The organism is Bacillus timonensis, assembly GCF_000285535.1.
GTDB lineage: Bacteria > Bacillota > Bacilli > Bacillales > Bacillaceae_L > Ferdinandcohnia > Ferdinandcohnia timonensis.
In genome coordinates this window covers 190,991-209,125 of the sequence record NZ_HE610989.1, presented here as the reverse complement: position 1 = coordinate 209,125, position 18,135 = coordinate 190,991, and the positions used below count along the sequence as shown (strand labels likewise).

The 18,135-nt window shown below is 36.0% G+C and carries 21 protein-coding genes; 16 read left to right on the top strand and 5 right to left on the bottom strand.

Translation table 11 applies throughout. The annotated features are described in order from the left end of the window. Positions 1-68 precede the first annotated feature (68 nt). Positions 69-317, bottom strand: coding sequence for a ferredoxin (locus tag BTHG_RS21300; protein WP_010284310.1), 249 nt, complete (start codon positions 315-317; stop codon positions 69-71). Between the two features lie 297 nt (positions 318-614). Between BTHG_RS21300 and BTHG_RS21290 the strand changes: the two genes are divergently transcribed. The 5 genes from BTHG_RS21290 (at position 615) to BTHG_RS21265 (ending at position 5,048) form a co-directional block, all read left to right on the top strand. Next, on the top strand, positions 615-1,679 hold the full coding sequence (locus BTHG_RS21290; RefSeq protein WP_010284308.1) for a helix-turn-helix domain-containing protein: 1,065 nt from the start codon (positions 615-617) through the stop codon (positions 1,677-1,679). 1 nt (position 1,680) lies between these two features. Further along, positions 1,681-3,192, top strand: a complete 1,512-nt coding sequence (locus BTHG_RS21285) for a RecQ family ATP-dependent DNA helicase (protein WP_010284297.1) — start codon at positions 1,681-1,683, stop codon at positions 3,190-3,192. A gap of 6 nt (positions 3,193-3,198) precedes the next feature. Further along, positions 3,199-3,795, top strand: a complete 597-nt coding sequence (locus tag BTHG_RS21280) for a CPBP family intramembrane glutamic endopeptidase (protein ID WP_010284296.1) — start codon at positions 3,199-3,201, stop codon at positions 3,793-3,795. Positions 3,796-3,946: 151 nt separating this feature from the next. Next, a complete protein-coding gene (locus BTHG_RS21270; RefSeq protein ID WP_010284291.1) occupies positions 3,947-4,477 on the top strand; it encodes a LysM peptidoglycan-binding domain-containing protein in 531 nt (176 codons plus the stop codon). A 97-nt stretch (positions 4,478-4,574) separates the two neighbouring features. Further along, positions 4,575-5,048, top strand: coding sequence for a YpbF family protein (locus tag BTHG_RS21265; RefSeq protein ID WP_010284290.1), 474 nt, complete (start codon positions 4,575-4,577; stop codon positions 5,046-5,048). Between the two features lie 30 nt (positions 5,049-5,078). Here BTHG_RS21265 and cotJC read toward each other — a convergent pair whose 3' ends face one another. The 3 genes from cotJC to BTHG_RS21250 are packed head-to-tail and all read right to left on the bottom strand — an operon-like array spanning position 5,079 to position 6,189. Next, entirely contained in the window at positions 5,079-5,648 is a 570-nt protein-coding gene (cotJC, locus tag BTHG_RS21260; protein WP_010284289.1) for a spore coat protein CotJC, read from the bottom strand. A 44-nt stretch (positions 5,649-5,692) separates the two neighbouring features. Then, entirely contained in the window at positions 5,693-5,962 is a 270-nt protein-coding gene (locus tag BTHG_RS21255; RefSeq protein ID WP_010284288.1) for a spore coat protein CotJB, read from the bottom strand. Then, a complete protein-coding gene (locus BTHG_RS21250; protein WP_010284287.1) occupies positions 5,959-6,189 on the bottom strand; it encodes a spore coat associated protein CotJA in 231 nt (76 codons plus the stop codon). Before BTHG_RS21250 ends, BTHG_RS21255 begins: the two co-directional genes overlap by 4 nt. Before the next feature lie 554 nt (positions 6,190-6,743). On the opposite strand from BTHG_RS21250, the gene BTHG_RS21240 reads away from it, so the two are divergent. From BTHG_RS21240 to BTHG_RS21225, 4 genes are all read left to right on the top strand, one after another. Further along, positions 6,744-7,520 (top strand): metallophosphoesterase, encoded by a 777-nt coding sequence (locus BTHG_RS21240; RefSeq protein WP_010284285.1) that lies wholly within the window; start codon positions 6,744-6,746, stop codon positions 7,518-7,520. Positions 7,521-7,626: 106 nt separating this feature from the next. Next, positions 7,627-8,217: a genetic competence negative regulator gene (locus BTHG_RS21235; RefSeq protein WP_010284279.1), complete on the top strand. Its 591-nt coding sequence runs from the start codon at positions 7,627-7,629 to the stop codon at positions 8,215-8,217. 359 nt (positions 8,218-8,576) lie between these two features. Next, entirely contained in the window at positions 8,577-9,809 is a 1,233-nt protein-coding gene (locus BTHG_RS21230; protein ID WP_408605287.1) for a Glu/Leu/Phe/Val family dehydrogenase, read from the top strand. 192 nt (positions 9,810-10,001) lie between these two features. Next, entirely contained in the window at positions 10,002-10,967 is a 966-nt protein-coding gene (locus tag BTHG_RS21225) for a YpdA family putative bacillithiol disulfide reductase (RefSeq protein WP_010284275.1), read from the top strand. Between the two features lie 241 nt (positions 10,968-11,208). Here the strand turns inward: BTHG_RS21225 and BTHG_RS21220 are convergent, their stop codons facing one another. Beyond that, a complete protein-coding gene (locus BTHG_RS21220; RefSeq protein ID WP_010284273.1) occupies positions 11,209-12,180 on the bottom strand; it encodes an asparaginase in 972 nt (323 codons plus the stop codon). Between the two features lie 142 nt (positions 12,181-12,322). Between BTHG_RS21220 and prsW the strand changes: the two genes are divergently transcribed. The 7 genes from prsW (at position 12,323) to BTHG_RS21185 (ending at position 18,018) form a co-directional block, all read left to right on the top strand. Continuing rightward, positions 12,323-12,958 carry a glutamic-type intramembrane protease PrsW gene (prsW, locus tag BTHG_RS21215; protein WP_010284272.1) on the top strand — a complete coding sequence of 212 codons (636 nt, stop codon included), beginning with the start codon at positions 12,323-12,325 and terminating at the stop codon, positions 12,956-12,958. Positions 12,959-13,101: 143 nt separating this feature from the next. Then, positions 13,102-14,205 (top strand): cell wall hydrolase, encoded by a 1,104-nt coding sequence (locus BTHG_RS21210; protein WP_010284269.1) that lies wholly within the window; start codon positions 13,102-13,104, stop codon positions 14,203-14,205. An 18-nt stretch (positions 14,206-14,223) separates the two neighbouring features. Beyond that, a complete protein-coding gene (gene ypeB / locus BTHG_RS21205; protein ID WP_010284268.1) occupies positions 14,224-15,579 on the top strand; it encodes a germination protein YpeB in 1,356 nt (451 codons plus the stop codon). A 93-nt stretch (positions 15,580-15,672) separates the two neighbouring features. Further along, on the top strand, positions 15,673-16,350 hold the full coding sequence (locus BTHG_RS21200) for a flagellar brake protein (protein ID WP_010284266.1): 678 nt from the start codon (positions 15,673-15,675) through the stop codon (positions 16,348-16,350). Positions 16,351-16,425: 75 nt separating this feature from the next. Continuing rightward, positions 16,426-16,608, top strand: a complete 183-nt coding sequence (locus tag BTHG_RS21195; protein ID WP_010284264.1) for a YpfB family protein — start codon at positions 16,426-16,428, stop codon at positions 16,606-16,608. A gap of 151 nt (positions 16,609-16,759) precedes the next feature. After that, positions 16,760-17,431: a (d)CMP kinase gene (gene cmk, locus BTHG_RS21190; protein ID WP_010284262.1), complete on the top strand. Its 672-nt coding sequence runs from the start codon at positions 16,760-16,762 to the stop codon at positions 17,429-17,431. Positions 17,432-17,436: 5 nt separating this feature from the next. Beyond that, the gene (locus tag BTHG_RS21185) at positions 17,437-18,018 is read left to right on the top strand and encodes a lysophospholipid acyltransferase family protein (protein ID WP_010284260.1); all 582 of its coding nucleotides are present in this window, start codon (positions 17,437-17,439) and stop codon (positions 18,016-18,018) included. The last annotated feature ends 117 nt before the right edge of the window (positions 18,019-18,135 follow it).

Genomic DNA, 18,135 nt, shown 5'->3' with positions numbered 1-18,135 from the left:
ACAGGCGAAAGCCTGTTTTTTTATGAAAAAAGAACCCTTTTTTCAAAGGATTCTTAATGAAGTATATACTATTCAAATTTTAATGGGTCACCGTCGAATGACTCGTCTGCAACTTTAATGGAATCAGTTGGACAACCTTCAAATGCATCCATCATATCTTCTTCTAATATTTCTGGAATTTCAACAATTCCTTGGTTATCATCAAGTGTTACAAATGCAATACCGTCATCATCGTAATCGTAGATGTCCGGTGCAGCTGCACCACATGCACCACAAGCGATACAAGTTTCTTTGTCAACAATGGTATACTTTGCCATGTGTACTTAACCTCCCGAAAATCGTTACATGTATAAACATATATTTATATTAGTTCCCAATCCTACTTCCTCATAAGATGGAAACAGCTACCTCATATTTCATTGTAAAGCTGTTCACAAAACTTTTCAATAAAAATATCATGTGAGATTGCTTATCAGCCAAGGGTTTTTCCTTTCTGACATGCATAATCATTTTTCCCCACGAAAACATCCCACTTTTCGTTATTATTTGATAAAATATAAGTAACATTCGTTCGACAAATTTCCATCTATTTTTCGGTTGAGGAGGGAGAAGAAGTGAAGCTTACCTATCGTTCAATATTGATTTTAGAAGGTATACATAAACTAGGCGGGGAACGGACGGTTTATGGAATATATCACTTGTTGAATGGTAAAAAATCCTCCCAAACAATAGGCGATGCAAATTTGTTTAATCTAACTCATCTTTTCGGAATCCTTAAACCGCTAAATAGGGAACATTTTCAACTGGAGATAAGGATACTTCTTGAAAATGCGTTTATTGAAGAGATGGAACCATCAAGTAACAAGTTTATTATCACGAAATTGGGACTCACGCTTTTAGATGGGGAACTGAGTAAAAAACCTATTCCCTCCCACTTAGACGGCTGGAAATACAATGATACATCACTTTTACTTTGGCGAAGACTTTCACTTCTTACACAAGTTTTGTCGAATTTAATTGATGGAAAAAAACAATATACGCCGATTCAACAAGAGGATTCGGTTTTTGATTGGGTAAAAGAATTTCTATTGAAGGAAGGACACAACCGATTTCTACTGACAGAATCTCTTTATAATGAGGTATTGCAATCACTTGAATTGGTTTCAGAACTTGAAGCAACGATTTTTGTTATGAGACTAACAAGTTCATCAAGGGTTGGATATACGATTGAGCAAATTAGTTCTATTTTAGGTGAGGATGAGACGTGGTGTCAAATTCTCTTTTTACATACCTTGCATTCAATAGTTTTACAACTTGTAAGTAATGGTGAAAAATTTCCTATACTTGTTTCAATGATTGAGACTGAACATCAAGAAAATGGGTTACTAACTGCGTCAACAAGGGCAACTTATCAAATGCTTTTACAGGGTAAAACAATTGATGAGATTGCACGAATACGTAATTTAAAACGTAATACAATTGAAGACCATGTGGTAGAAGTAACACATCAAAAACCTGATTTTTTAATCGATCCATTCGTTCCTCCTATACATCAACAATTGATTTTATCAACTTATAAGTCGTTGCAAACAAAGCAATTGCGATTTTTAAAGGAAAAACTCACAAAAGACATTTCGTATTTCGAAATTAGATTAGTCCTTGCGAGACTTGGTGGTTAACATGAACCTTAAAGTACTATTAAAAGAAAAATTTAATCATTCTTCCTTTCGGGAGGGGCAAAAAGAAATCATCGAAGATATTCTAGAAGGCCATGATGTCATGGCACTTTTACCTACAGGTGGAGGGAAATCACTGTGCTATCAGCTGCCTGCTCAAATTCTTGAAGGAAGTGTCCTTATTATTTCACCACTTGTTGCCTTAATGGAGGATCAGGTTCTACAAATCAAGAAAATGGGTGAAAAAAGAGTAATCGCTCTAAATAGTTTTTTATCAAATGAAAAAAAACGCAAGGTCATGCCTAGCCTTCACAAATACAAATATATCTTTGCGTCACCAGAAATTCTTCAATCAAAATATATTATAAACCGGCTAAAAGGAATCCATTTTTCGCTCTTTGTTGTGGATGAAGCACATTGTATTTCGCAATGGGGACATGATTTTCGCCCTGACTATTCACGACTAGGACAAATTCGCACGATAATCGGTGCTCCGCCTTGCCTTGCCTTAACTGCAACCGCGACAAAAGATGTATTGGAAGATATTAAAAGAACTCTTCATATAACGAATCCCAAAATGCATATTCATTCAATGGATCGACCTAATATCGGAATGGTGGTTAAAAAGGTTGATTCGCTTGATGAGAAAAAAGAGATGCTTTTAAAATACGTAAAAGAGCTTCAAGGACCAGGTATTATCTATTTTTCAAGTCGACTCTGGGCAGAAAATATCGCGCAATATCTTCATGATGAAGGTTTTGAACGAGTTGCATACTATCATGGGGGGATGGACCAGGAAAAGAGAATGTTGATTCAGGAGCAATTTATTAATAATCAATTGTCGATTATTTGTTGTACAAATGCATTTGGTATGGGTGTAAATAAGCCAAATATACGATATGTGATTCACTTTCATTTTCCTTCACAAATGGAGAGCTTTTTACAGGAAATTGGACGTGCTGGAAGAGACGGTAAACCAAGTGTAGCGATTTTACTACACAGTGACATTGACCGAGAAATTCCGGAAGCGTTAATCAAACATGAATTTCCAACAAAAGAACAGACCGAGCAAGTGATAAAATATATCAATCAAGAAATGAAAGAAAAAGGAAAATTTATAAACACAAAAACGGTTGAAGAATATTTTCATACAACTTTTAGTGTATCAGAAGTCCAATGGCGTTTTATTCAATATATTCTACAGATGGATGAAATTGTTCAATCTCAATTCGACACTCAGCAAACAGTTGAAATCATTGAAGACGCTGCAAGTAAAAGATACTTTTATAAGCATAAGAAACTAAAAATGATGGAGAATTGGCTAAATTCTCAAGGGTGTCGTAGGGAAGCTATTTTGAGTTATTTCGATGAGAACTTAAAGAGTAAACCTTTATCTTGCTGTGATATTTGTGAAATTGATTGGGATTTGTACAAACGAAAATCAAATGAGGGAAATGAGTGGATGCTACCATCTTGGAGACAAGAATTGTATCGTATCTTCCATAGAAATGAGTGAAAAAATATGGGTAGACGACAAGCTGATATTATCAAACAATTACCAGATAAAGAAATTGTTTTTCACCTCTATCTAACCCAAGGAATTTTATTAATTGTGTCTTTAGCGCTGGGTTTGTTTTTGTTTGACAATTGGACATCGTTTATAGAGCTTTGGAAGTGGAAGGACTGGAATATTTTATTTATTGGTTCAGCTTTTGCCTTAGTTGTCGTCTTTATTGATTTTTTATTGATGAAGTGGCTTCCTGAGGCAATGTATGATGACGGTGGAATTAATGAACGTATCTTTCAAAAAAGAAGTATTCCACATATTTTTATTTTATGTTTATTGATTTCCTTTTCGGAAGAAATTTTATTTAGAGGTGTTATTCAAACTCATTTTGGATTGCTCATAGCTAGTATGATTTTTGCATTATTACATGTACGTTATTTATATAAGTGGGTTTTGTTGACATCAGTTGTTCTTTTAAGTTTTTTATTAGGATATATTTATGAGGTTTACCAAAATCTTTGGATTACAGTATATGCTCACTTTTGGATTGATTTTATATTTGCTGTGAAGCTCCGATTAGATTATTTGAATAAACCGAAAGAGGAGGTATAGTCTTGAAGCAACCTGAAGGAGAAGAAAAGTCAATTGATGTCATAACAAGCACTTCGAAATTACCCCCTCGAAGTGATTATCATAAATCAAAAAAAAGAAAACAAAGTTTAAAATTAAATACCCAATCATTCGTTTGTTGGCTCTGTTATTTGTGCTACTTCCTATAGCAATCCTTAGTTATAAATTTAATTCCAATCCAGACGAACTTGACTCAACTCCTGTAAAAAAGAGTGCTAATTTTGAAAGTATCAGTTATGAAAACACGAATGAAACTGATCAATCTGCCGATGAGACTACTCAAGAAGAAGTGGAAGAACTAGAAGAACCTAAGAACGCCGAGCAAGAACCTTCAATAGGAAAAGAAGAGCAAAACCAGCCGGAGATAGAAAAACAAGAGGAAGTTCCATCTAATGAAGTGCCAGGTCAAAAAGTTGTCGAAAATAGTCAACCATCTACAAATGAAGCGACAAAACAACCTGAATCTGAACAAAAGCAAGAAAAACCGAAAGAACGCTATGATGTGAAATATCATAAAGTACAAGCGGATGAAAATCTTTATCGGATTTCCATGAAATACTACAACAGCCGTTCAGGTGAAGAACTTATTAAGAGGTGGAATAACATAAACGGAGATACAGTGGTGGAAGGACAGGTTTTACGAATACCAATTAAGATAAACTAAGTACAACGCGAGTTTTCTCGCGTTATTTTTTTTGATTAGACATATACGGGTGTACAAGCACATATTTTTATAATAAGTCATAAAAGGACTTTAAGGTTTGGGGGGAGTAAAAATAGAAAAGATAATTAAGGAATTAAATGAATATACGGATGACGTAACAAAGCAAATGCTCCAGCATTCTGTTGAAAAAAAGAGAAAATTTGAAAGATTAAAGGCCAGAGCCTATTATATGAAGCTTAGTGCTCTTTTTTTATTATCGATTTTTTTAGTATATGTATATAAGACAATTGTCTTACCTTATAGCCACTCTACTGAACTGATGATTGGCATTTTTCTCGACGGGCCAATTTATTTTATGTTTGTGTTCGTAATCGGGGGACTTTATGGTGGTATTCGGTATGTTGATAAAAAGAAAGATGAAGCCGAAGATAAATATCATGCCATAAGATGTGAAATCGTGGATAAAAGTAAGGATTTATGGAAGGAACCCCGACAATGGAAAGAACGTCAGAGAGTTTTTGAAATGATGAAAAAGGAATTTGATGTGAATTTATATCATGAAAGTAAATAGCTGAATACCGCATTCAGCTATTTACTTATTTTAAAAGAATTTCTTTTTATCACGCTCTTCTTTTAGAATTTCTACAGCTTCTTGGAAGCGTTGAGAGTGAATAATCTCCCGCTCACGTAAAAAACGCAAGCTATCATTCAAGTCTGGGTCATCACTCATGTTGATAATCCATTGATAAGTAGCTCTTGCCTTTTCTTCCGCTGCAATGTCCTCATATAAATCCGCAATAGGATCTCCTTTTGCCTGGATATATGTTGCAGTAAACGGTACACCACCAGCATTTTCGTAAAACAATGCGGAGTCATGGTTCACATAGTGTGCCCCTAGACCTGCAGCTTTTAATTGTTCAGGGGTCGCGTCTTTTGTCAATTTATACACCATAGTTGCAATCATTTCTAAATGGGCGAATTCTTCAGTTCCAATATCATTTAACAATCCAATAACTTTACCAGGTATTGTGTAGCGCTGATTTAAATAACGTAATGCTGCAGCAAGTTCCCCGTCAGCACCACCATATTGTTCTATCAGAAACTTCGCTAACATTGGATTACATGTACTTACTTTAACAGGATACTGCAGTTTTTTTTCATAAATCCACATTGACGTAAATTCCTCCCCCTGTAAAATAATCTTTCATCTTTTCATCAAACCTGCCAAGGCCAGGGTTCGTCATCCCAGTTCCAAGGATAGTTTGAATAGCTATAACGACCATATTGAGTCAACGGCCCAAATCTTTCTTCATATAATTTAGCGACCTTTCTTCGCTGCTGTGAAACAGTGTTGAATTGTTGAATTGCTTGATTATCATTTGGATGGGTGTCTAGGTACAGGGTGAGTTCTACTAAAACAAAATCCAAAGCCTGTAGATCCTCTAATAACGCATAATACTCTGGGGGCATTTGTTTAGGGTTCATTCCTTCTCAGCCTCCCTTTTCGGTTCATATGGGCCATAATACGGATCATAAAATATTTTCCAAAGAGTCCCTGTATATAGTGCTTCCTTAGGTGAGAATTGTGGTAGGTTAGGTGGTTGAAATCGAATATAAAGATTTGGAGGGGTAACGTATGTTTTATATGTGATTGGTGGACAAGGGTCAAATGGGCTAATGTAGGGGTAATATGCCTTCCTAGTCGTAAACATGAAGCAACCTCCTTGATGTCAAAATACAAAACGGGTCATTCTACTTTATGGTAAGGAAGGTAAAAAAATGACTAGGAATTTTTTGCATAAGCTTGGAAAACTGTATCAAATTACACCTCTCCTCATAATTTGAAATAGGAGGAGATGGAGAAGTGGATAAATTAATATATGAAGTAATTGGCTTTTTTGTGGGTTTATGCTTATCTTTTTAACACCTGGTGTATCTGTAATGGAGATACCAGAATTGTTGATGAGCTTTATTGTAAATCCCTTCCTTTTTTCTTTATGATGATTTGTTTTTTTATTGGGTTTATCGCTCATTCTGCGATTATTAAGAGTGTTATTGAAAATGTTCATCTAAATGTGAAAGGGAAGCGTTTTTCATTTTTACAATTATTTCTTCCTTTGAGTTTAGTAGTAGGCTATTTCGTTTTATTTTCATTTGGACCTTGGCAAACATTTTTATTGCTAGCGTTTTCCATAATTTATGGTATCATATCACTAGATTTAAAAAAGAATAAAGCGTTTGATGTTGATAGGTAGGGGCGAAGACCATGCTATATTTTTTCGGTATTATGTTAATGGGAGTGTTGCTCCTTCTCTATATGTTGTACGAAGCCAAAATTGATCGTGTTGTAAACCATACATTGCGTTTTTCTGATTTCCCAAACAGTTTCGGAGAAATAACCATTTTTTTTATTTCTGATATTCACAGAAGGGTAGTCTCTGAAAATATAATTAATGAAGTAAAAGGAAAAGCAGATATCGTTATTATTGGCGGGGATCTAACAGAAAAGGGTGTGCCCTTTGAACGAGTTCAAAAAAACCTTCAACGAATAAAAGCGATTGGGCCTACCTATTTTGTATGGGGCAATAACGACTATGAGGTTGAATACCACGAACTTGATTCTCTTCTTTTAAGTATGGGAATTAAAATTCTTGATAACACAGCTATGTTTTTTGAAACAGGCGAAGGAGAGAAAATTGCTCTTCTAGGTATTGATGATTTACGGGAAGGAAGAAGTCGTTTAGACCTTGCTCTTTTGGATGCAGGGAATGAAGCGGATTTTAAAATTTTGGTCAGCCATAATCCTGAGATTAAAAGCCAACTCCAACCAAATTACAAGATAAATGTCTTGTTATCAGGACATACACATGGAGGTCAAATTCGATTTTGGAAATTTGGACTTTATCCTAAGGGTGGAGTGGAGAATAAAAACGGTACAACTATCTTTGTAAGTAATGGATATGGTACATCTGGTGTACCGCTAAGATTTGGTGCACCACCTGAAACGCATTTGATTACTCTTACATCATCTAAAAGCGAATAGATGTAAAAATACGTCCCAACAATGCTAAATCCTAGAACATATTTTATAAACCTTCATAAAATAAAGAAACGGTTGCTGTAGGTGTGATGGTGAGGGAGGGTTTTTAATGCGTCTTGAACGCTTAACTTATAATAAAATCAAGATTTTTCTAACATCAGATGATCTGGTTGATCGTGGCCTCACTAAAGATGATCTTTTGTCGGATTCACTTAAGGTCCATCAATTATTCCGAGATATGATAGAAGAAGCAAGTATGGAATTGGGCTTTGAACCGGACGGCCCTATTGCTGTTGAAGTGTACTCTTTACAAGCACAAGGTATGGTGATTATTGTCACTAATTCAGGTGGGGACCTTGAAGACGAGGAATTCTTAGATGAAGATTATATTGAAATGCAGGTTACTCTTGATGAAAGTAAAGATATATTTTATGAATTTCGCACGTTTGAAGATGTTATTCAACTTTCAACCAGATTCAATAGTTTATCTATAGATGGTGGGAGACTATATTCATTTAAAAACTATTTTTACTTATTACTGGAAGACAACCTTGATATGCATACAGAAAACGTTATTGCTATTTTAGCTGAGTTTGGAAGTCCAGCAACAATTACGAAATATCGTGTTCATGAATATGGAAAAATTCTTTTTGAAGAAAATGCCATGGAGTATATTTACAATTATTTTATAAAGAAATAGAAGGACCTCTAACATGTATTAGGGGTTTTTCTCCTATGTTTATAAAGACATTAATGTAAAAAATAAAATTGAAGATTCTTCATTTTTCATCTTGCATAAACATATGGAAGGTGTATACTAGTGACTGGAAAGGTGGACAATAATACTATCTGGAAAATAGATGTTATTTTTCTGTCTTTGTTTTTTACAACATGAATATGTCTTTATTAACTTATAAAATAACCGAAAAAATCTCGGCATTTCCAGCTTCTTGTTTACACCTTTGAAATAGGAACTGATTCTCGCGAAAAATCTTGGGAGGTTTACAAATGGTAGCCGAAAATAAAAAGGACATTTCCGGGCAGAACACGGAAGATAAAATGGATGTCCTCAAATCTACACAAACAGTCATACATAAAGCATTAGAAAAATTAGGGTACCCTGAAGAAGTATATGAGCTATTAAAAGAACCGATACGAATGATGACCGTTAAAATTCCAGTAAGAATGGATGATGGATCTGTAAAAATCTTTACAGGATATCGCGCACAGCATAATGATGCTGTAGGTCCAACTAAAGGCGGAATTCGCTTCCACCCAAATGTAACTGAGAAGGAAGTTAAAGCGCTTTCGATTTGGATGAGTTTGAAGTGCGGTATTGTTGATTTACCATATGGTGGAGGAAAAGGCGGAATCATTTGTGACCCTAGAGATATGTCATTCCGTGAACTTGAACGACTTAGTCGTGGTTATGTTCGTGCGATAAGTCAAATCGTAGGACCAACGAAGGATATACCGGCACCAGATGTATTCACGAATTCTCAAATCATGGCATGGATGATGGATGAGTATAGTCGTATTGATGAATTTAACTCACCTGGATTCATTACTGGAAAACCACTTGTATTAGGTGGTTCGCATGGCCGTGAATCTGCAACTGCAAAAGGTGTTACAATTTGTATTCGAGAAGCAGCGAAAAAGCGTGGTATTAATTTAGAAGGTGCACGTGTAGTTGTTCAAGGCTTTGGAAATGCAGGTAGCTTCTTATCTAAATTTATGCATGACGCAGGTGCAAAGGTAATTGGTATCTCTGATGCATATGGTGGACTTTATGATCCAAATGGTTTAGACATTGATTATTTATTGGATCGTCGCGATAGTTTTGGAACTGTAACCAAACTATTTAATGATACAATCACCAACAAAGAGTTGCTAGAACTTGATTGTGATATTCTCGTTCCTGCGGCTATTGAAAATCAAATAACAGAAGAAAATGCCCATAATATTCGGGCTAGTATTGTAGTTGAAGCTGCAAACGGACCTACAACACTAGAAGCGACTCAAATATTAACTGAAAGAGGAATCTTGCTTGTCCCAGATGTATTAGCAAGTGCTGGTGGGGTAACAGTTTCCTATTTTGAATGGGTTCAAAATAACCAAGGCTACTACTGGACTGAAGAAGAAGTAGAAGAAAAACTTGAAAAAGTAATGGTTAAATCCTTTGAAAATATTTATACAACCGCACAAAATAGACGTGTAGATATGAGACTTGCAGCCTATATGGTTGGGGTCAGAAAAATGGCAGAAGCGTCCCGTTTCAGAGGTTGGATATAATTTCTGATATCATATCATTTGCACGATTAACGGAAATCTCCTATCATTTTTGATAGGGGATTTTTCATTGAAGTAGAATTGTCCAATTAGAATCATTTAACAGTACCTTGGAAAAAAATCGGGAAAACAAAAACAAAGAAAATTCCAACGGGATTTTATTTATGCACATTGAAGATAGTAGGAGTGACAAACATGCAATCTGAGAAAGTCATCATAATTGGTGGAGGACCCTGTGGGCTAGCAGCTGCAATTGCACTGCAGAATATTGGAATTGAACCTTTAGTAATTGAAAAAGGAAATATTGTAAATGCGATTTATCATTATCCGACACATCAAACATTTTTTAGTTCAAGTGAAAAATTAGAAATTGGGGATGTTCCATTTATTATTGAAGGCCGTAAGCCAAAGCGAAATCAGGCTTTGGCGTATTATCGCGAAGTAGCAAAACGTAAGAAAATTAGAGTTCATGCGTTTGAGAAAGTGACGAGTGTAACGAAGCAAGGGAATGGAGAATTCCATATTACAAGTTCAAAAAGTGAATACCAAGCAAAATATGTTATTATTGCGACTGGTTATTATGATAATCCGAACTATATGAATGTTCCTGGCGAGGATCTGCCTAAGGTATTTCATTATTTCAAAGAACCACATCCTTATTTTGATAAAGATGTCGTCGTAATCGGAGGAAAGAACTCAAGTGTTGATGCAGCATTAGAACTTGCAAATGCCGATGCAAGAGTAACAGTTTTATATCGCGGTTCTGAATACTCTTCAAGCATTAAACCATGGATATTACCTGAATTTGAAGCGCTGGTGAGAAATGGAATCATCAATATGGAATTTAATGCAAATGTGATTGAAATAACAGAGGATGTTGTAAGATATCAAGTCGGTGAAGAAAATAAAGAGGTAAAAAATGATTATGTATTTGCCATGACAGGTTATCATCCAGATCACAGCTTTTTGAAAAAAATGAATATAGAAATCAATAATGATACAGGTCGACCATCCTATAATCCTGAAACGATGGAGACAAATGTAGAGGGAATCTTTATTTCTGGAGTAATTGCAGCAGGGAACAACGCAAATGAAATCTTCATTGAAAACGGACGCTTTCATGGAAATTTAATAGCTGAAGCAATACTAGAAAGAAAATAGGGCGATCAAAAATCGCCCTCAGACTGTTGACAAACGCTCGCATACTGCGTTGCTTGCCTCTCTCGTCCGCTCATGAAGGCAACTTCTATTCGCGTCTTCACTCAGCTGCGCGCCTTGTCTGACGAGCGCTTTCAAGACAGTCTGGGACTTGAGTTAAAATTTAGATATCCTTAAAAATTCATGTAAACAAAGTCAGTACTGACTTTGTCTACACTCTGAGGGCGATCAAAAATCGCCCTTTTTATTTGAAGAACATTTCCTGCAGTTCGTCATGATTATTCGTCATTTCTAAAGTAACCAATAACTTCAGTCTTGCTTTTTGCCCGTTTAGCCCATTTGAGAAAATAACCCCAAGCTCTTTTAATTTGCGTCCACCACCATCATAATTGTACACATCTTGTACGTATCCATTGAAACAGCGGGAGACTAAAACTACAGGTACACCACTATCGATTAGCTCTTTTAAGTCAGGGACCATCCTTGGGGGTAAATTACCTTGTCCAAGTGCTTCTATAACTAGTCCATCTGGGTGCAATGTTCGTATTGCCTGAATGATAGAACCTTCCATCCCAGCGTATGCTTTCAGAAGGATAACCTTTTTCGTTATCTTTTTAATCTCATATGTTTCCCTAATGGTAGGCATATGGTGAAAGGTAATATCGCGTTTACTCACAATTCCTAATGGCCCATATTGAGGACTTTGAAATGTTGCAATATTACTAGTGTGAGTTTTTGTAACGTTTTTGGCTGTGTGAATTTCATCATTCAAGACAACTAAAACACCTTTTCCGATGGCACTGTCTGAAGCGGCAACACGTACAGCAGAAATCAAATTATAGGGACCGTCTGCTCCAACCTCATTGCTCGATCTCATTGCTCCAGTGACGACTATTGGAATATCGGATTGAATTGTAATATCTAGGAAATAAGCTGTTTCTTCAAGTGTGTCAGTCCCATGGGTAATCACAACACCTTCAATTTTGTCTTCCCTAACACTTGTCTCGATTTTTTCCTTCAGTAGAAGCATTTCTTTTTCTGTAATATGTGGAGAAGGCAATTGAAATAATTCCTCAACCTTAACATCAGCAATCGAAGCCAAAGCGTTCGTGTGAAGAAGCAGAGGGTTTTGCTGATTTTGTTCAACAGCTCCTGTTTCTTTATCCTCTATCATAGCAATTGTTCCGCCTGTATGAAGAATGAGTATTTTTTTCATTGAAATCGCCTCTATTCTAATTAGAAAAATTATCCAAACCAGGATTTCTCATATTTTCATTTACCAAATTACATGTTACGATAAAAGTGTTTGTTACTCAATTATAACTTGAATTTAATTTCAATGGGAGAAGAGGATTTATATGGTGGCGGTCATAACCGCAGGACTTGCACCCGGACTTGCACTATTAAGTTATTTTTATTTAAAAGATAAATATGAGTCAGAACCGATTGCAATGGTTTTTCGAATATTCATTTTCGGTGCCCTTTTGGTGTTTCCAATCATGTTTATCCAATATGTGTTAGACGTTGAAGGGGTGTTTACACAACACATTTTAAAGGCATTTTTATCAGTTGGTTTATTAGAAGAATTTTTTAAGTGGTTTATCCTGTTTTATACTGTTTATCAGCATATGGAATTTGATGAGCAATACGATGGAATTGTATATGGTGCTGCTGTGTCATTAGGATTTGCGACATTGGAGAACATTCTTTATTTATTTGCAAACGGAGTCCAATTTGCGGTAGGTCGAGCCCTTTTACCTGTCTCAAGTCACGCACTGTTCGGGGTGATTATGGGGTTTTATCTGGGCAAAGCTAAATTTTCTCCTGTTGAAAAGCGAAAATGGATTTTCATCTCCTTTTTCTTTCCATTTTTATTACATGGGGTCTATGATTACATACTGCTTTCTTTGAAAAAGTGGATTTATATAATGGTGCCATTCATGTTGTTTCTGTGGTGGTTTGGTTTACGAAAAGTAAAAATTGCAAAATCGTAACCTGTCCTTTTTTGGGCGGGTTATTTTTTTTGATTTCTTTCCAAAGAATTAAATTCAACTTTAAAGACTCCTGAATAAAATACCAATCTCTACAGAAAATACTTGTAAGTATATATAGAAAATGGTTAGGGAGGTAATTAATCATGAGCTTCAAAAAATATTTGATGTTCCCCATCATCCTTATCATGTTTGTTAGTGTATTCATTGGCGGAACTAACAATAATGTTCAAGCTTTTTCAGAACAAATCATTCAACGTGGTGCAACAGGTGACGATGTAATTGAGTTGCAATCAAGACTTCAGTATAACGGTTATTACCATGGCACTATTGATGGGGTTTACGGCTGGAGTACATATTGGGCAGTCCGTAACTTCCAAAAAGCATTTGGGCTTGAAGAAGTAGACGGTTTAGTTGGTGACAAAACGAAGGCGATGATTAAACGCTTTACAAAATATAATAAACAATTTGTTTATGATAATTTACGGAAGGGAAATGAATTTACACACTATGGTGGTGTTCCTTGGAGCATACAATCAGCACCTTCTGAAAAAAATATCCAAAAAGCAAAAACAACAGCAGAAGCCAGACGAATTGATATAGAAAAGCAATTTACGGCAGCGCAAAAACAACCGCAAGCCGGACAAGGACAAGCTAAACAACCACAGGCTCAGCCAAAGCAACCGCAGGGGCAACAAGGCCAAGCTGTTCCGCCAAAGCAGCAGCCTAAAGCACAGCAACCTGCAAAGCAACAACCAAAACAACAGCAACCTGCAAAGCAACAACCAAAACAACAGCAACCTGCAAAACAGCCACCAAAACAACAAGCAAAAGTAGAGCAACAAGGAGAAGCAAAATCATTAGGACCTGCAGCAGTAAATATGCCAGGTGGTTTTTCACAAAATGATATTCAACTCCTTGCAAATGCCGTTTATGGTGAAGCGCGTGGTGAACCATATATTGGGCAGGTAGCGATTGCAGCGGTTATTTTAAACCGTCTTGATAGTCCGACATTTCCAGACACAGTCTCAGGTGTTGTTTTTGAACCCCTTGCATTTACAGCAGTTGCGGACGGTCAAATTTGGTTAACTCCAAATGAACAAGCAAAGAAAGCTGTCATTGATGCAATAAATGGTTGGGATCCGACAGGTGGAGCAACCTATTATTTTAATCCTGCTACTGCAACGAGTAAATGGATTTGGGGTAGACCTCAAATTAAGAGAATTGGAAAGCATATATTCTGTAGATAGAATGGAAGGTGAGATAATTTGTTAAGAGGAATATTAATTACAGTACTTACCATAGGTATTATTGGAACAGGATATTGGGGTTATAAAGAACACCAAGAGAAAAATGCCATTCTTATACAGGCAGAAAACAATTATCAACGGGCGTTTCACAATTTAACCTATCATATTGATCTTTTACACGACAAAATTGGCACAACTCTTGCTATGAACTCAAGGGATTCCCTATCACCTACTTTAGCAGATGTGTGGAGACTTACATCTGAGGCACACTCGGATGTGGGGCAATTGCCACTAGCTCTGATGCCGTTTAACAAAACAGAAGAGTTTCTAAGTAATATCGGGGATTTTAGTTATCGTACGGCAGTACGTGATTTATCAAAGAAACCACTTTCTGATGAAGAGTATAAAACACTTCAACAGCTATATAAAAATGCGGAGGATATCCAAAAGGAGCTCCGCACAGTCCAACACGTGGCAATGGAAAATAACCTCCGTTGGATGGATGTTGAATTAGCACTTGCTTCAGGGGAAAAACAGGCTGATAACACCATTATTGATGGTCTAAAAACAGTTGAAAAAAATGTAGCGGCTTACTCTGAAAGTGATTTTGGAGTGACACTTACGACTACAAAAAAAGATGGCGGGAAGTTCCCAAATTTAGAGGGACCTGAAATTAATAAGGAGCAAGCAAAAGAAGTTGCGAAAAAGTTTCTTGGGTTAAAAGGTAACATCGAAATAAGAGTTACCGAAAATGGAGAAGGTTCACCAAATGGCTTTTATAGTTTAGAAATTAATGATCCAAAATCAAAAGTAAATACGTTTATGGATATTACGAAAAAAGGCGGCATCCCAATTTGGGTTATTCGAAACCGAGAAGTTGCGAAAAGCTCAATCAGTCTTAATGATGCATACAACAGAGCTCAAAAATTTTTAAAAGACAATAAATTTGAAAACCTAGAACTATTTGAAAGTGCACAATATGATAATATTGGAGTCTTTAATTTCGTTTCATCCCAAAATGGTATAAGAGTATATTCCGATTCCATTAAAATGAAAGTAGCACTAGACGATGGCAATATTATTGGATTTACTGCAAGGGATTATTTGATGGCTGGAAAGATAGAAGCACCGGGTAAGCCGAAAATTTCTAAAGAAGAAGCAAAAAAAGCAATAAACCCAAATCTTGAAATCATGGAAGATCGTCTAGCCATTATAACAAATGATCTTGACCAAGATGTCCTTTGTTATGAGTTTTTAGGAACAATCAATAATGATACGTACCGGATCTTTATAAATGCCGAAAATGGATTCGAAGAAAAGGTCGAGAAGCTTAAAAATGCAGAGCCCGTCTACAAAGGTATAAACAAATCATAATGTTCGTACAAAGGAAAGCAATTTTGCTTTCCTTTTTTTGTTTATTCGTGGTTTAATAAAAGTACATATTGTTTTTAGAGAGAGTGAACGTCTGTGTTGAAAATTGGGGATATGATTAACCTTGAACCAAGCAATAATCCAAAGGGTGAAAAATATCGATGTAGGGTTGTTGAAAAAAAGGAAAACAAGCTCTACATTGATTATCCAGTTAATGTTAAAACAGGGAAAACTGTTTTTTTATTAAATGGGACACAATTAAAAGCTTTTGTAACGGGTGATAGCACTTCGGCTTATTTTTTTGATACCTCTGTATTAGGAAGAGTAAAACAAAACATCCCAATGATTGTTCTTTCTTTTCCTGGTGATGATGGCATGTATAAAATTCAAAGACGCCAATATGTTCGAGTCGAAACACCAGTAGATATCGCGATACATAGTTTGCATGGGGAATTTAAACCATTTGTTTCTATCACTCACGATATTAGCGCAGGTGGTGCCTCTATCATTCTACCTTCTTCGAAAACTCTTACCGCTGGGGTAGATATTCATACACATTTCGTCCTACCAACCCTTGCTGATGAATATCAATATGTGACTTTCAAAAGTCATGTTATCAGAATCGTGGAAGGAAAAAATGGCGAAAGAAATAAAGCTTCTATCAAATTTGTGAATATTTCAGATACAGATCGACAATTATTAATTAAATTTTGTTTTGAAAGACAATTATTATTAAAGAAAAAGGGGATTCACGCAAACGAATTTGACAAATAGGGTATCTCTTTAGAATAAAGTTCGAAAAATCATAACATACTAGTATTAAAACTACTAGTAGGGTAGGTATGTAAAATGAAAAATTTCGAACGTATTTTAATCAAACTTGCTATTATCCAATTTATCTTTTTACTTGTTGCGCAGGCTATCATTTTATACAGCCCGTTATCTCCATATATAACGAGAATGATTGAATACGAAGGTGTCAACAAATCAGATACGACCAAAACCATTGAAACATTAATGAATAACAATTAAAATAAATGCAGGGATTCCCTGCGTTTTTTCGTAGGTAGGAATACTGTCCACTCGATTCAATATAATAAAGATTAGGTGAACAAGCTTACTTGTTAGAACAGATATTCCCTTTATCTCACGAGTGTTACATACAGGAGGCATACATAAGTTTATGGACAAGAAAATTTCAATAGCAATTGATGGACCTGCAGCTGCTGGAAAAAGCACAGTCGCAAAAATTATCGCAAAAGATTTATCTTATATATATGTTGATACAGGTGCAATGTATCGGGCTCTAACCTTTAAAGCCTTGCAACTAGGCTTAGACTTAGAAGATGAAGAACAACTGCTTGAAGCATTACAAAACGCGACGATTGAATTAAAACCAAGTGAAAATGGACAACTTGTTTATATTGATAACAAAGATGTTTCGGAAAGAATTCGTGAACATGATGTTACGAATACGGTTTCAATTGTTTCTAAGCATCGCAAGGTTCGAGAAGATATGGTAAGAAGGCAGCAAAGCTTAGCTAAGCTAGGTGGAGTTGTGATGGATGGAAGAGACATCGGCACCCATGTATTACCGAATGCAGAGGTGAAAATATTTTTACTTGCTTCTGTTGATGAAAGAGCAATAAGGCGCCATGAAGAAAATCTTTCAAAAGGATATGAGTCTAATTTAGAGCAGTTAAAATCGGAAATTGCCGCAAGAGATAAACTGGATTCAGAACGAGAGGTTGCACCGTTACGGAAAGCAGAGGATGCAATTGAAATTGATACAACATCATTAAGTATCGAAGAAGTTGTTGCGAAAATTATGGATGTTGTAAAGGAAAGGATTTGAATGGCATGAACCTTTATCCCTTTGCAAGAGGATTAGTTGGAGCAATCATCAAACCTCTTTACCGAATTGAGGTAATAGGACGGGAGAATATTCCAAAGGAAGGTGGTGTCTTGATATGTTCAAATCATATTGACAATCTAGACCCACCCGTAGTTGGGGTTACTTCTCCAAGACCGATTCACTTTATGGCGAAAGAAGAATTGTTTAAGGTACCAGGATTAGGAGCGATTTTACCCAAAATCAATGCTTTTCCGGTTAAGCGTGGAGTAAGTGATCGCGAGGCACTTAGAACAGCATTAAAGGTGTTAAAAGAAGGGAAGGTATTAGGGATTTTCCCTGAAGGCACTCGGAGTAAGGATGGAAAGTTAGGAAAAGGATTATCAGGAATTGGTTTCTTTGCACTACGAACTGATTGTGTTGTTGTTCCATGTGCGATTATAGGACCTTATAAAAAGTTCCGTAAATTAAGGGTCGTTTATGGAAAACCAGTTCGTATGGATGAATTCAGAACTGAAAAGACTTCTGCGGAAGTAGTTACTGACAAAATCATGGATTCAATAAGAGAAATACTGGAAAAAAATCGATAGATTAAGAGTTTATACTTGACAAATAACTCTATTTATTAGAAGTTAATTAAAAGAATATTTTTATAATTAGTGTATCGAAAGGACTTTTTTATTACAATTAATAGATAGACCCTCATC